The sequence below is a fragment of the Moritella sp. JT01 genome, assembly GCF_001574435.1.
Taxonomy (GTDB): Bacteria; Pseudomonadota; Gammaproteobacteria; order Enterobacterales; family Moritellaceae; genus Moritella.
Genome location: NZ_LOCN01000015.1, coordinates 60,239 through 74,934, shown reverse-complemented (window position 1 = coordinate 74,934; position 14,696 = coordinate 60,239). Strand labels below are relative to the sequence as shown.

The 14,696-nt window shown below is 40.8% G+C and carries 11 protein-coding genes; 9 read left to right on the top strand and 2 right to left on the bottom strand.

The genetic code is table 11. The annotated features are described in order from the left end of the window. The first annotated feature begins 290 nt into the window (after nucleotides 1-290). From ltaE to tadA, 8 genes are all read left to right on the top strand, one after another. Entirely contained in the window at nucleotides 291-1,301 is a 1,011-nt protein-coding gene (gene ltaE / locus AKG98_RS13050; protein ID WP_067046375.1) for a low-specificity L-threonine aldolase, read from the top strand. A gap of 75 nt (nucleotides 1,302-1,376) precedes the next feature. Continuing rightward, nucleotides 1,377-1,832 carry an acyl-CoA thioester hydrolase YciA gene (gene yciA, locus AKG98_RS13045; protein WP_067046373.1) on the top strand — a complete coding sequence of 152 codons (456 nt, stop codon included), beginning with the start codon at nucleotides 1,377-1,379 and terminating at the stop codon, nucleotides 1,830-1,832. A gap of 442 nt (nucleotides 1,833-2,274) precedes the next feature. Beyond that, on the top strand, nucleotides 2,275-3,129 hold the full coding sequence (locus AKG98_RS13040) for an RNA polymerase sigma factor RpoD/SigA (protein ID WP_067046371.1): 855 nt from the start codon (nucleotides 2,275-2,277) through the stop codon (nucleotides 3,127-3,129). 188 nt (nucleotides 3,130-3,317) lie between these two features. Beyond that, nucleotides 3,318-5,006 carry an NAD-dependent malic enzyme gene (locus AKG98_RS13035; protein WP_067046369.1) on the top strand — a complete coding sequence of 563 codons (1,689 nt, stop codon included), beginning with the start codon at nucleotides 3,318-3,320 and terminating at the stop codon, nucleotides 5,004-5,006. Nucleotides 5,007-5,246: 240 nt separating this feature from the next. Then, nucleotides 5,247-6,443, top strand: a complete 1,197-nt coding sequence (locus tag AKG98_RS13030; RefSeq protein WP_067046367.1) for a glycine C-acetyltransferase — start codon at nucleotides 5,247-5,249, stop codon at nucleotides 6,441-6,443. Between the two features lie 28 nt (nucleotides 6,444-6,471). Beyond that, nucleotides 6,472-7,497, top strand: coding sequence for an L-threonine 3-dehydrogenase (gene tdh / locus AKG98_RS13025; protein ID WP_067046366.1), 1,026 nt, complete (start codon nucleotides 6,472-6,474; stop codon nucleotides 7,495-7,497). 169 nt (nucleotides 7,498-7,666) lie between these two features. Further along, a complete protein-coding gene (locus AKG98_RS13020; protein ID WP_157534128.1) occupies nucleotides 7,667-7,969 on the top strand; it encodes a hypothetical protein in 303 nt (100 codons plus the stop codon). Between the two features lie 119 nt (nucleotides 7,970-8,088). Further along, a complete protein-coding gene (tadA, locus tag AKG98_RS13015) occupies nucleotides 8,089-8,649 on the top strand; it encodes a tRNA adenosine(34) deaminase TadA (RefSeq protein ID WP_067046362.1) in 561 nt (186 codons plus the stop codon). Here the strand turns inward: tadA and AKG98_RS22480 are convergent. Both AKG98_RS22480 and mltF read right to left on the bottom strand, forming a co-directional pair. Continuing rightward, the gene (locus tag AKG98_RS22480) at nucleotides 8,646-8,801 is read right to left on the bottom strand and encodes a hypothetical protein (RefSeq protein ID WP_198155518.1); all 156 of its coding nucleotides are present in this window, start codon (nucleotides 8,799-8,801) and stop codon (nucleotides 8,646-8,648) included. The two genes, tadA and AKG98_RS22480, sit on opposite strands and share 4 nt — an antisense overlap. Nucleotides 8,802-8,938: 137 nt before the next feature. Next, nucleotides 8,939-10,438 (bottom strand): membrane-bound lytic murein transglycosylase MltF, encoded by a 1,500-nt coding sequence (gene mltF / locus AKG98_RS13010; RefSeq protein ID WP_228140290.1) that lies wholly within the window; start codon nucleotides 10,436-10,438, stop codon nucleotides 8,939-8,941. Nucleotides 10,439-10,693: 255 nt separating this feature from the next. Here mltF and purL point away from each other — a divergent pair, with 255 nt between their 5' ends. Then, nucleotides 10,694-14,587 carry a phosphoribosylformylglycinamidine synthase gene (purL, locus tag AKG98_RS13005; protein WP_067046360.1) on the top strand — a complete coding sequence of 1,298 codons (3,894 nt, stop codon included), beginning with the start codon at nucleotides 10,694-10,696 and terminating at the stop codon, nucleotides 14,585-14,587. Nucleotides 14,588-14,696: the final 109 nt, after the last annotated feature.

Genomic DNA, 14,696 nt, shown 5'->3' with positions numbered 1-14,696 from the left:
TCACAATGCTTAAACCGTTGACGACAAGAATCACCTTGCTTTAGCTGGGTGAGCTTCAATGATTAACTTTAACTTTAACTTTAACTTTAACTTTAACTTTGTATTGTTGGCGATCTTTAAATACGTCACTATCAATAACAAAGTTGGAAATTAACCTGACTCTTGTTACGCGGGTGTTATACTCCTTTAAAATTCTAAGAACCGAAGTAGCAATGGATTAAAACATTAATCATCGGTTTAATGTGTAAATGTAGATTTTTGTATAGATATCGGCGAAAAGGAATAGACAAATGTTTGACTTTAGAAGTGATACAGTCACACAGCCAACGGCAGAAATGCGCAGAGCCATGGCTACCGCCGTTGTCGGTGATGATGTTTATGGTGATGATCCTACAGTAAACAAGCTTGAAGCAATGGCGGCAGATCGTTATGGATTTGATGCCGCGGTTTTTTGTTCGTCAGGCACACAAGCTAACTTATTAGCTATTATGGCGCATTGCCAGCGTGGTGATGAATATATTTGTGGTCAAAATGCCCATAACTATCGTTGGGAAGGAGGCGGTGCAGCGGTATTAGCCAGTGTACAACCACAACCTATTGCTAACGAGGCCGATGGCACGATCTGCCTACAAGCGATCCGTGACAATATTAAACCTGATGATGATCACCATGCTAAAACCAAATTATTATCATTAGAAAATACCATTGGTGGTAAAGTTTTACCCCTTGAGTATTTAGCCCAAGCACAAGCGTTAGCATTTGAACATGGATTACGCATTCACCTTGATGGTGCGCGTGTTTTTAATGCCGCGGTTAAACTGAATGTCGATGCAAGTGAGATCACCCAATATTTTGATTCTGCATCTATTTGTTTATCGAAAGGACTTGCTGCACCAGTTGGTTCATTATTACTTGGCTCTGAATCATTAATTCGCAGTGCAAGACGCTGGCGGAAGATGTTGGGTGGCGGTATGCGTCAAGCGGGTATTCTTGCCGCAGCAGGTATTTTAGCCTTAGATGAGCAAATTGATAAGTTAGCGATTGATCATGAAAACACGCAATACTTAGCACAACAATTATTGACACTGTCTGAGTTCACTTTTGATTTAGACAGTGTGCAAACCAATATGATCTTTACTCAGTATTCCGGTAAAGATGGCAAAGCATTATCGGCATACTTACGTACTAAAGGCATCATTATTAGTGCGGGCTCTGCGATTCGTTTTGTTGTACACCAAGATATTACAGTCGACGCAATCGACTTATTAATTGCAGAAATAAAGCATTTTCATGCAATGTAAAACTAAGCCTTATTTCACGTAAATAAGGCAGATATAACATATAATTATTATAATAAAGGCAGTGTCGGAGTTATCATGTCAGATAAAACAACAGCAGTAGCAAATAAGCAAAAATTGAAATCAGATAAATCGAGAATACCTACAGGTGGTTTGGTTTTACGTACTTTAGCAATGCCTGCTGATACCAATGCAAATGGTGATATTTTTGGTGGCTGGATCATGTCACAAATGGATATCGCTGGCGGTATTTTAGCGAAAGAGATCGCACAGGGCAGGGTGGCCACTATTTCTGTCGATGGGATGACATTTCATCAACCGGTAGCGGTTGGTGATGTGGTTTGTTGTTATGGTACATGTTCTCGTATTGGTAATTCATCGATGACCATAAAGTTAGAAATTTGGGTTAAACCTGTGATTAATGCGCCGAAATTTAACTATCGTTATATTGTTACCGAAGCTACATTTACCTATGTCGCGATTGATGATAATGGTAAGTCTCGCCGTATCGAGCGTACTTGTGCTGTCGAATAATTGATATCAATAATAATACTTGATATATAAGCGGAATATTTTGTTGATAAGTATTCCGCTACTTCCTGTGTTCTGTTTCCTACCTTCATTGCTAAATTAAATGCACTAGACTCCGCTTGATATCGATTATTAACTCATCGACTAAGCTAACCACGGAGTTTTTAGCATAATAACAATTTAAGTAAACTTATTAACAATAGTGGCTGATAATTATTATCTGGTCTGACCTTGTTTGGTTTTATCGTATTTTATTACTATTATAAGAATGTTACTGTTTTTTTTAATAATTGCCTTTCTAAAGTTGAATTCCAGACTAACCTTATTTCTACTGAATTATTTTGTAATAACAATTTGTTTCTAGTTAGTTCTATAGTTGTTGCTAGGTATGTTTAATTTGTAAGCGTAGTTTCATGTGGAGAGACTCGCTTAGGGAGATCGGAAAATGGAATTATCTAACGAGTCGAATGCACTAGACGTATACATGTATCAAGTAAACCGAAGCAGTAAATTATTAACTAAAGAAGAAGAATATGAAACGGCGGTTGCTTCTCATGAAGGTGATGTAAAAGCCAGACAACGTATGATCCAATCGAATTTACGCCTAGTGATTAATATTGCCAAACGTTACCAACACACTTCATTACCGTTAGTTGATATTATCCAAGAAGGGAATACTGGATTGATCCACGCGGTCGAAAAATTTGATGCAACTAAAGGTTTTCGTTTTTCCACTTATGCCGTTTGGTGGATCAAGAATAATATTGAACGCTTTATTATGAACCAGTCACGGACTATCCGTGTTCCAATTCATATTGGTAAAGTATATAAACGCATTTTAAAAACCGCACGTGAACAAGAATTAGACTTGCAATGCAACCATGATGTGATGGCATTGGCAGAAATACTGGAAATGCAACACACACAAGTTACTGAAGTGTTATCCTATTATTTCAATGAAGCTAGTTTAGATAAAACGATCGTCACTGATCGTGATTCAAGTACCGCTTTGGTTGATATGCTGGAAGATTATTCTATTTGCAAACCGAACGATGAACTCGAAGATGCTGATACTTTATGCTATTTGGATGAAGTGTTAGGCCATTTATCTGAACGTGATAGAAAAATCATTGAATTGAGATTCGGATTAGGTGAAGAAGATCCACTGACTCTACATGTTATCGGCGAACGTCTATCCATGTCGAGAGAGCGAATTCGCCAAATTATCAATTTCAGCTTACAGAAAATTCAGCCTGAGTTACTGCAAAATACAGTACAAAAACAAGATTATCTCAATTAAATAATCGCCTTGCTGCTCACTAATTTTCTGTGTATATAAAAAGGAATATATTTTCAGCTATTATCGTTATCTTTAGTTTTTTTCTTTAGATTATGATAGCTTAGCCGAGTATATTCCTTCGCCATTTTAGCCCGTCCAGTAGTTACGACTGGTAGCATACTGCACTCTTTCATACATATGAGATATCAATGAGCACAACAAATCGTCCTCTGTATTTACCCTACGCTGGCTCTACACTATTAGAAACACCTTTATTAAATAAAGGCAGTGGTTTTAGTACAATTGAGCGCCAAAGTTTCAACCTTACGGGCTTAATTCCCCCGATGGTTGAGTCTATTCAAGAACAATCTGAACGTGCTTATAAGCAGTTTTCAGGTTTTGAGAGTGCGATGGATAAACACGTTTATTTACGTAATATCCAAGATACTAATGAAACACTATTTTACCGTTTAGTTGATAATCATCTTGAAGAGATGATGCCAATCATTTATACCCCGACCGTGGGTGCTGCGTGTCAGCAGTTCTCAGATATTTACCGCCGTGCTCGTGGTTTATTTATCTCTTACCCTGAACGTGAAAACATCGATGATATTTTACATAATGTGAATAAACAGAATGTAAAAGTGATCGTAGTAACGGATGGTGAACGTATTCTTGGGTTAGGTGACCAAGGTATCGGTGGGATGGGGATCCCCATTGGTAAGTTATCGCTATATACTTCATGTGGTGGTATTAGCCCTGCTAACTGTTTACCAATTGTGCTTGATGTTGGTACTAACAATGAAAAACGTCTACAAGATCCAATGTACATGGGCTGGCGCAGGCAGCGTATCGATCAAGACAAATATAATGAGTTCTTAGACTTATTTATTGATGCAGTCAAACGCCGCTGGCCAAATGTGTTATTGCAGTTTGAAGATTTTGCACAACAAAATGCAATGCCATTATTACAACGTTATAAAGATGACATTTGTTGTTTTAACGATGATATCCAAGGTACTGCTGCCGTTACATTAGGTAGCCTAATGGCTGCTTGTCGCGCGGCTAAAACCAAACTAAGTGAACAGAAAGTTACCTTCTTAGGTGCGGGTTCTGCAGGTTGTGGTATTGCCGAACAAATCGTTGCCCAAATGAAATCAGAAGGTCTCTCTGATAGTCAAGCTCGTGCACGTGTATTCATGGTTGACCGTTTTGGTGTACTCACAGACAAAATGCCAAATCTACTCGATTTCCAACAGAAACTTGTACAGCATCAAGGTTTACGTGACGAATGGGGAATTGACAGTGATGTGATCTCACTACTTGACGTGATGACACATGCTAAACCATCGATTCTAATTGGTGTATCAGGCCAGCCTGGTCTGTTCACTGAAAAAGTCATTAAAACCATGGCCGCTAACACGGAACGTCCGATTATATTCCCGTTAAGTAACCCAACATCACGGGTAGAAGCGACACCACAAGATCTGATCCGTTGGACTGAAGGTCGTGCATTAGTAGCGACAGGTAGTCCGTTCCCACCGGTAAGTTACGGTGATGAGTTGATCACTATTGCACAATGTAACAATAGCTACATTTTCCCTGGTATTGGTTTAGGTGTACTTGCTGCAGAAGCCACACGTGTAACGAATGCAATGTTAATGGCGGCAAGTCGTGCATTAGCGGATTGCTCGCCGCTAGGTCGTGATGGACACGGTCCATTATTACCGCCATTAACGGAAATTCATGCAGTAAGTAAAGAGATTGCTTTTTGGGTGGCTAAAACAGCACAACTGCAAGGTGTTGCATTACAAACATCTGATGAATCGATCCGTAGCAAGATTGAAAAGAACTTCTGGTTACCAGAATATCGTGAATATAAGCGTGTTGCTAACTAGTTAATACCCTAAATATGTAATGTTTACAGGTGTTCTCTCCTGATGTTAAAAAAAACCAGCTACTTTAGCTGGTTTTTTTTATCAAGCTTATTGGTTATATGTTGCAATAAGTCGTGCTGCGTAACAATTTTGCAAAAAATACTTGTGTATTTGCCATATACTTCTGGCTTGATCAGCTATGTTTAGTAGAATGCGTGGCGTTTCTCTATCAAATCGACATTAACCTTAGGAGTTGGCCAGATGACCACATCATTTTATTCGCAAATTCAATCTCAGCTAGAACAAACTAAAGCTGATGGCCTTTATAAAAAAGAGCGAGTGATTACTTCTGCCCAAAATGCCAACATTCAAGTGGCAGGTAATGAAGTTGTTAACTTCTGTGCGAACAACTATTTAGGTTTGGCTAACCATGCAGACCTAATTGCGGCTGCACAATCAGGTTTAGATAGCCACGGTTTTGGTATGGCGTCAGTACGCTTTATCTGTGGTACACAGGACAAACATAAAGAATTAGAAAGCAAGATCAGTACTTTCCTAGGTATGGAAGATACTATTTTGTATACGTCTTGCTTTGATGCAAACACGGGTTTATTCGAGACGTTATTAAGTGCAGAAGATGCCATTATCTCAGACGAACTAAACCACGCGTCAATCATTGATGGTGTACGTTTATGTAAAGCAAAACGCTTCCGTTACAAAAATAACAACATGGCATCTCTAGAAGAGCAACTTATTGCTGCTGATGCTGCAGGTGTGCGTCACAAGTTGATCGCAACTGATGGTGTATTCTCAATGGATGGCGTGATCGCGAATCTACAAGGCGTTTGTGATCTTGCAGACAAGTACAACGCATTGGTGATGGTTGATGATTCACACGCTGTTGGTTTTGTTGGTGAAGGCGGTCGTGGTACTCCTGAACATTGTGGCGTAATGGATCGTGTTGACATCATCACGGGTACATTAGGCAAAGCATTAGGTGGCGCGTCAGGCGGTTACACATCAGCTAAAAAAGAAGTAGTTGACTGGTTACGTCAGCGTTCACGTCCATACTTATTCTCAAACTCGGTTGCTCCTGCGATTGTTGCTGCATCAATTCGTGTTATCGATATGATGGAAGAAGGTCATGAATTACGTGTGAAAGTTAAATCAAACGCAGAACATTTCCGCCGTGAAATGGGCGCAGCTGGATTTATACTTGCAGGTGCTGATCACGCAATTGTCCCGGTAATGATTGGCGATGCTGCACTGGCAGCTGAAATGTCAGAGCGTTTATTAGCAGAAGGCATTTATGTCATCGGCTTCTCTTTCCCAGTGGTTCCACATGGTAAAGCACGTATCCGTACGCAAATGTCAGCAGCGCACAGCGTAGAACAAATTGATATTGCAATTGCCGCATTTACCCGTATTGGTAAAGATCTTGGCATCATCAAAACTTAGTATCATCTAAATAAGTGGATTTAAGAATATGAAAGCACTAGCAAAATTAAAACCTGAAAAAGGTATTTGGATGACAGATGTGGAAAAGCCAACGCTTGGCCACAATGACCTGTTAATCAAGATCCGAAAAACTGCTATTTGTGGTACCGACATCCATATTTATAACTGGGATGAATGGTCACAAAAAACCATTCCAGTACCTATGGTTGTTGGTCACGAGTATGTAGGTGAAGTTGTTGGCATCGGCCAAGAAGTTCGTGGTTTCACATTAGGTGATCGTGTTTCTGGTGAAGGTCACATTACGTGTGGTCACTGTCGTAACTGTCGTGCAGGCCGCACACATTTATGCCGTAACACCACGGGTGTTGGTGTTAACCGTGAAGGCGCATTTGCTGAATATTTAGTTATTCCTGCATTTAACGCATTCAAACTACCAGATGATATTTCTGATGACATGGCAGCAATCTTTGACCCGTTTGGTAACGCTGTACACACTGCTTTATCATTTGATGTTGTTGGTGAAGATGTATTAATTACAGGTGCTGGTCCAATCGGTATTATGGCCGCAGCAGTATGTAAGCACGTTGGTGCGCGTAATGTTGTGATCACGGATGTGAATGAATTCCGTTTAGACCTCGCTCGTAAGATGGGTGTTACACGTGCAGTGAACGTAACAACAGAGTCACTTAAAGATGTGATGGATGAACTGAAAATGACAGAAGGCTTCGATGTTGGCCTTGAAATGTCAGGTGTGCCATCTGCATTTAGCGATATGCTAGACAAGATGAACCATGGCGGTAAAGTTGCTATGTTGGGTATTCCACCAAATGACATGAGCATCGAATGGGGTAATGTTATCTTTAAAGGCTTAGTAATTAAAGGTATCTACGGTCGTGAGATGTTTGAAACTTGGTATAAAATGGCTGCATTAATCCAGTCAGGTTTAGACCTAACGCCAATCATCACGCACAACTTCCCAATTGATCGATTCCAAGAAGGTTTTGATATTATGCGTTCAGGTATGTCAGGTAAAGTTATCCTAGACTGGGATTAAGCAGATGTCGTAATGACATAATACTGTTGAAAGGGTAAGCCTGATTATGTCTGGCTTACCCTTTTTTATGCGCTGTATTTTTATTTTTCTTTATACGACTATTATAGTTATATCATGAAAGTGTTATAGTATAACAAGTTGTGTCTTTTATAGTGAATAGTAATTACAAATGACGATCCTTCCCTCTTCATTAGAGCCTTCTTTTTTCCAGTCCTATTGGCGCTACATCTTAGTGTACCTAACGGTTGCGGGCTCATTCATTGCGTTTTGGTATTATGATTCATCGCCGTGGACCTCGGCAGAGCATTATTATATAGAACAGTTTGCTAAATGTGTTTTCAGTGACTCATCGGCTGAAACCGAAACCATATTTAAGGATGTCACTATTTATCATGCTAATAGTATTTCGTTATTGATTAACACTGCCGATATGTCTATTAGTTATCATGACTCAGAGGTGGACTGTACATAAATTAGCGTCTCAATCTTTATACCATATGCGTATTGTGACGGGTATTGGAAATATTATACGATTGATGGTGGCTTTTGTTATGGTATTATCTTTATAAATTACACGCATTGTAGATATTCATGACTGAAGACATCACTGAAAACAGTAGCCCTTTAACCAATTTAGATATTAATTTAGCCCTTACTCCTGAGCAGATTCAAGCTGATGAGCGCTGGATGCAACACGCTATTATGTTAGCAGGGAAGGCCGAAGCGATTGATGAAGTACCTGTGGGGGCTGTCATTGTACTCGATGATAAAATCATTGGGGAAGGTTGGAATCAATCGATTCATTTACATGATGCGACCGCCCATGCCGAAATCATGGCATTACGTGAAGCGGGTAAAAAAATCGAGAACTACCGACTTATTGATGCCACCTTGTATGTCACGTTAGAACCATGCTCTATGTGTGCAGGTGCGATGGTGCACAGTCGAGTGAAACGTTTGGTGTATGGTGCGGTAGATCTGAAAACGGGTGCGGCGGGGTCAGTATTTAATTTGGTCGTTCATCCAAAACTAAATCATCAAATTGAAGTGCGTTCAGGGGTTTTTGCTAGTGAGACCGGCGCATTATTGAGTCATTTTTTTAGACGTCGCCGGAAAGAAAAAAAAGCCCTGAAGCTTTTACAAAAAGGTTAATCTCGTACAGCGGGCTGGCCGTTAAAGTTGGCCGCTTGTTCATTTTGTAAAAAGAATGAACGCTGGCGATTAAGTAGTGAACGGTTTATTCTTGAGCGTGATATTTGGCGTCTTGGTGTTTTAATTTTTAATTTTGCTCTTTTCTTTAGCATCTTGTTTTCCTTGATTTTCTCTGCCTAGTCCTAGGCGTTATTTTATCTTTATGTTCATTAACATACAGTAATATAAATAATATGCACATGAAACTTTTATGTCAGTTTTATGTGCATAGTGTGACAACAGATAGGTGCTATTCTGTATCTGTTGCTACCAGTGTTGGCCCTGTTTCTGTCGAAAGTTCAAAACTGACATCACGAGCAACTTGCTCCGTCATATTTATCTGTTCATCAAACCAACGTAAGCTATCATAATATTTACGAATATTACTCACGTACTTGACTGCCTCGTTACCTCGAGCATAGCCAAAACGCGTATATTTATACCATTTAGGCTGTTGTAATAGTGGAATAATCGCTTTTACTTCCGCCCAGCTATTTTCATTTCCGCCCAGTTTTTCGGTGATCTTTCTTGCATCGATTAGATGACTGTAACCTATATTATAGGCTGCTAATGCAAACCAGGGTTTTTCATGTTCAGGAATGGTACCAGGTAAACGCTTGATCAGTTTTGCTAAGTAGGCTGAACCACCCCGTACACTTTGTTCTGCATCAATACGAGAGGTGACACCATATTCTCTCGCGGTTGGCCAAGTAAGCATCATCATGCCACGTACACCCGTTGGAGAGCGTGCTTTTGGGTTCCAATGGGATTCTTGGTAGCTGACGGCTGCGAGTAAGCGCCAATCTAGTTCTCCAGCATATTGACGGAACAGTCCTTCGTATTTAGGTAATTGTGAATCGACGCGACGTAAGAAAGTGCGCGTATCGACAAAGTCAAAGGTATCAATATGACCAAAGTACTTTTCTTGTAGTTGCTCCATTGCGCCGCTGACTTGCTGCAAGGTAAAAAAGGCCAGTACGGCATTGGCGAAGCTATCATCGTTATTTTTTTCCATCAACCAGACAATATCGAGATCGTCTTCTAATACGAAGGCTTTATTCAGGTGTGGGTAATAGTACTGATGTTGAGATAACGAGGTATCATCTGCAATCGCTAATTTGATTTTCCCTTCTTCTAAATTGCTGAATAAAATCTCTTCGTCGGGGAAGGTTTTATAAGTTAGGTTTAGTTCGGGATAATCACGCTGTAGTTGTTGTACATATTCTTCATGGCTTGAACTTTTCACCACATAAATCGGATCGTTTATCTGTTGTAAGTTACGTGGTCTAAGACTGCCTTTACGATAAATGAGAAGTTGTTTTACTTGGTAGTAACTTGGTCCCATTCGATATTCAGTTAAGCGTTTTTCGGTACGTGTTAAACCACCCGCAGATAAAGCGATGGGTTTAACTTTCGTATTTTTACTTTCCAGCATACTTTTAAGTGAATGGTGTGGATGAATCACTAATTTAACACCGAGATAATCACTAAATTGTTTTAATAACTCATATTCAAGACCTGCTGGTTTGTTGCCCTCTAGGTAATAGTTGGCAGGACCATAAATGGTATTGATATGTAATTCTCCCGCATCTTGGATCTTTTCTAACTGAGTGCGTTCATCCTTTTCTTGAATGCAGCCGGAAACAACCAGGCTCAAAATAATGATTAAGCTGGGTTTTAAAAAGAGTTGTAAGCGAGCGAAAAATACCTGCAAGTAAGCACCTTTTTGTATGAAAATATAAATATACATATTGGATCTATCTTTATAGCGTTTTCATTGCCATTACACAACCGTTAATCACAATTTACTGTATAAAAAAACAGTACCAAGGGCCAAACCTTAAATGACAATGTTATCAATACTGTTAACGAGATAATCGACTAAGGATTGAAAAAAAAGATCAGTAAATTAACTTGTTGTTCATGTAACGCTATCGTTATTGTTATAATTTGCATATAATACTCGGGATTTTTCCCCAGTAACCCTTTTAGTGAGAAAAAGTTAATGCATATAATGCGAGGAGCGCCAGCGCTTTCTGAGTTTCGTACTAGCAAACTAGTCGAACGATGTAATGATGTAGGATTATCGGATATAACAATTTACGCGGAGTACATCCATTTTGTTGATGTAAAAACCCCGCTCAGTGACAAAGAACGGAGTGTCCTGGAAAAATTGTTGACCTACGGGCCAAGAATTGCAGAGCACGCTCCCGAAGGAACTCTCCTTCTCGTCACTCCTCGCCCCGGCACTATCTCTCCTTGGTCTTCAAAATCTACCGACATCGCAATCAACTGCGGTCTTTCTAACGTAAAACGTCTTGAACGTGGTATCGCGTACTACATCTCTTCATCTACACCGCTTACACCAATCCAACTACAAACTGCAGCAACACTTGTGCATGACCGTATGATGGAAACTGTGTTTGATTGTTTAGATGCAGCAGAGCAGTTATTTGTGCAAGCACAAGCGCGTCCATTAAAGTCTGTTGATATTTTAGAAGGCGGTCGTGAAGCCCTTGTTGATGCGAACGTTAAATTAGGTTTAGCACTTGCTGAAGATGAGATCGATTATTTGATTGCGAGCTTTACTCAGTTAAAGCGTAATCCAAATGATATCGAATTAATGATGTTTGCCCAAGCAAACTCAGAGCATTGTCGTCATAAGATTTTTAATGCAGATTGGACTATTGATGGCCAAGAGCAAGAAAAATCATTATTCAAGATGATCAAGAACACCTTCGAACAAACGGGTGATCATGTTTTATCTGCGTATAAAGATAATGCATCTGTAATGGAAGGTTCAAAAGCCGGCCGTTTCTTCCCTGATCCACACACTAACCAGTATGAATATCACCAAGAAGATATTCAAATCCTGATGAAAGTGGAAACGCACAATCACCCAACAGCAATCTCTCCTTGGCCTGGTGCCGCGACGGGTTCTGGTGGTGAAATTCGTGATGAAGGCGCAACGGGTCGTGGTTCGAAACCAAAAGCAGGTTTAGTTGGCTTTTCGGTATCTAACTTACGTATTCCAGAGTTTGAGCAGCCGTGGGAAACCGACTTTGGTAAGCCAGGTCGTATTGTTAGTGCATTAGACATTATGCTAGAAGGCCCTTTGGGTGGAGCGGCATTTAATAACGAATTTGGTCGTCCTAACCTATTAGGTTATTTCCGTACTTATGAAGCTGAAGTTAACAGCCATAATGGTGTGGAAATACGTGGTTACCACAAGCCGATCATGTTGGCTGGTGGTCTGGGTAATATCCGTGACCAACACATTAAAAAAGGTGATATCCCAGTAGGCGCGAAATTAATCGCACTGGGTGGTCCTGCTATGAACATTGGTTTAGGTGGCAGTGCTGCTTCATCAATGGATTCAGGTCAATCACACGAAGATTTAGATTTTGCTTCTGTACAACGTGAAAATCCAGAAATGGAACGCCGTTGTCAGGAAGTTATCGACCGTTGTTGGCAGATGGGTGAAGACAATCCAATTGCCTTCATTCACGATGTGGGCGCGGGTGGTTTATCCAACGCATTCCCTGAACTAGTACATGACGGTGGTCGTGGTGCTAAGTTTGAATTACGTGATATTAACAACGATGAACCAGGCATGTCACCGCTTGAAATTTGGTGTAATGAATCACAAGAACGTTACGTTATGGCTGTTGCGCCTGAAAATCTGGCCACATTCGAAGCGATTTGTAAACGTGAACGTACGCCATTCTCAGTGGTTGGTGTCGCGACTGAAGAGTTGCATTTATCAGTAACGGATTCGTTATTAGATGAAACGCCAATTGATATGCCAATGGAAGTATTATTAGGTAAAGCACCTAAGATGCACCGTGAAGCAACAACGCTAGTGACTGAAGGTGAAGCATTAGACTTTACTGGTGTCACAGTGAAAGATGCCGCTGAACGTCTATTACGTTTACCTGCAATTGCTGAAAAAACGTTCTTGATCACGATTGGTGACCGCTCGGTAACGGGTCTGGTTGCACGTGATCAAATGGTTGGTCCTTGGCAGGTTCCTGTTGCCGATTGTGCTGTCACTGCGGCAAGTTTTGATACTTACGCTGGTGAAGCAATGGCTATCGGTGAACGTACGCCATTAGCATTGTTAAACTTCCCTGCATCAAGCCGTATGGCCGTTGCTGAAGCATTAACAAACATTGCAGGAACAGAAATTGGCGATTTAACGCGTATTAACCTTTCTGCTAACTGGATGTCTGCAGCGGGTCACCCTGGTGAAGATGCTGGTTTATATGCAGCGGTTAAAGCGGTAGGTGAAGAACTTTGTCCTGAATTGAACCTGACTATTCCAGTCGGTAAAGATTCAATGTCAATGAAGACACGCTGGGAAGATAATGGTGAAAACAAAGAAGTTATATCACCATTATCACTGATTATTACTGCATTCGGTCGTGTGACTGATGTACGTAAAACAGTAACGCCACAGCTACGCACTGACAAAGGCGCGACAGACCTTATCCTTATTGATTTAGGTAATGGTCAAAACCGTTTAGGTGCATCTTCATTAGCACAAGTATACAAGCAACTGGGTCAACAGACACCCGATGTGGATAGCGCAGAGCAGTTGAAAGGCTTCTTCGATGCGATGCAAGTGTTAGTGAAAGAGCAATCTTTACTGGCTTATCATGACCGCAGTGACGGTGGTTTATTCTCAACAGTAACAGAGATGGCATTTGCTGGTCGCTGTGGTGTTGATGTTGAGCTTGATATGTTAGGTACTGATGATCTTGCTGCACTTTACTCTGAAGAGTTAGGCGCGGTTATTCAAGTTTCTTCAGCAATGAAAGAGCAAGTGCTCACAACATTAGCGGGCCACGGTCTAGCTGCATGTTGTCATGTGATTGGTTCTACAAATAAAGATGACATGATTCGCTTCACACGTAACGGTGACAATGTATTAGCGGAAACGCGTACATATTACCGTGCAATGTGGGCTGAAACAACGCTGAAAATGCAAGCGTTACGTGATAACCCAAGTTGCGCACAAGCAGAGTTTGATCTTAAACTTGATGTGAAAGACCCCGGTCTAAGCGCTAACTTAAGCTTTGATGTGAACGACGATATCGCAGCACCTTACATCATGACTGGTGTTCAACCAAAAATGGCAATCTTACGTGAGCAGGGTGTAAACTCGCAAACGGAAATGGCTGCTGCATTTGATCGTGCAGGCTTCGCTGCTCAAGATATTCACATGAGTGATATTCTAGCCGGTCGCGTTAATCTAGAAGACTTCGCTGGCTTAGTTGCTTGTGGTGGTTTCTCTTACGGTGATGTATTGGGTGCGGGTGAAGGTTGGGCTAAGTCAATCTTGTTTAACCCACAAGCACGCGATCAGTTTGCGGCTTTCTTCGAACGTGAAGATAGCTTCTCACTGGGTGTATGTAATGGTTGTCAGATGTTATCTAACTTGGGTGAACTTATCCCAGGTTCAGAATTATGGCCACGTTTCGTTACTAACCAATCAGAACGTTTTGAAGCACGTTTCAGCTTAGTTGAAGTACCGAAAAATCCGTCAATATTCTTAGGTAACATGGCTGGTTCAAGAATGCCTATCGCTGTATCTCACGGTGAAGGTCGTATTGAATTACGTGATGATGCACATCTGAAAGCACTGCAAAACAGTGGTACAGTAGCTCTTAACTTCGTTGATAACTACGGTCAACCTACGACTCAATACCCATCTAATCCAAATGGTTCGCCATTAGGTATTACAGGTCTAACGACAACGGATGGTCGCGTTACTATCATGATGCCGCATCCGGAACGTGTGTTCCGTACTGTGAGTAATTCATGGCATCCAGAAGAATGGGGTGAAGATAGCCCTTGGATGCGCATGTTCCGTAATGCGCGAGTGAATTTAGGTTAATCGTACTTAGATTAAGAGTACTTAGGTTAATTTTAAGTCACCTGTCACTCGGTTGATATGTAAATGAATGAAAGGTCGCAATTATTGCGGCCTTTTTTTTGCTTTCATT

What these genes read in the sequence shown, in the direction of transcription:
- ltaE (WP_067046375.1), top strand. Translation starts at nt 291, where the DNA reads ATGTTTGACTTTAGAAGTGATACAGTCACACAGCCAACGGCAGAAATG.
- yciA (WP_067046373.1), top strand. Translation starts at nt 1,377, where the DNA reads ATGTCAGATAAAACAACAGCAGTAGCAAATAAGCAAAAATTGAAATCA.
- AKG98_RS13040 (WP_067046371.1), top strand. Translation starts at nt 2,275, where the DNA reads ATGGAATTATCTAACGAGTCGAATGCACTAGACGTATACATGTATCAA.
- AKG98_RS13035 (WP_067046369.1), top strand. Translation starts at nt 3,318, where the DNA reads ATGAGCACAACAAATCGTCCTCTGTATTTACCCTACGCTGGCTCTACA.
- AKG98_RS13030 (WP_067046367.1), top strand. Translation starts at nt 5,247, where the DNA reads ATGACCACATCATTTTATTCGCAAATTCAATCTCAGCTAGAACAAACT.
- tdh (WP_067046366.1), top strand. Translation starts at nt 6,472, where the DNA reads ATGAAAGCACTAGCAAAATTAAAACCTGAAAAAGGTATTTGGATGACA.
- AKG98_RS13020 (WP_157534128.1), top strand. Translation starts at nt 7,667, where the DNA reads ATGACGATCCTTCCCTCTTCATTAGAGCCTTCTTTTTTCCAGTCCTAT.
- tadA (WP_067046362.1), top strand. Translation starts at nt 8,089, where the DNA reads ATGACTGAAGACATCACTGAAAACAGTAGCCCTTTAACCAATTTAGAT.
- AKG98_RS22480 (WP_198155518.1), bottom strand. Translation starts at nt 8,801, where the DNA reads ATGCTAAAGAAAAGAGCAAAATTAAAAATTAAAACACCAAGACGCCAA.
- mltF (WP_228140290.1), bottom strand. Translation starts at nt 10,438, where the DNA reads ATGTATATTTATATTTTCATACAAAAAGGTGCTTACTTGCAGGTATTT.
- purL (WP_067046360.1), top strand. Translation starts at nt 10,694, where the DNA reads ATGCATATAATGCGAGGAGCGCCAGCGCTTTCTGAGTTTCGTACTAGC.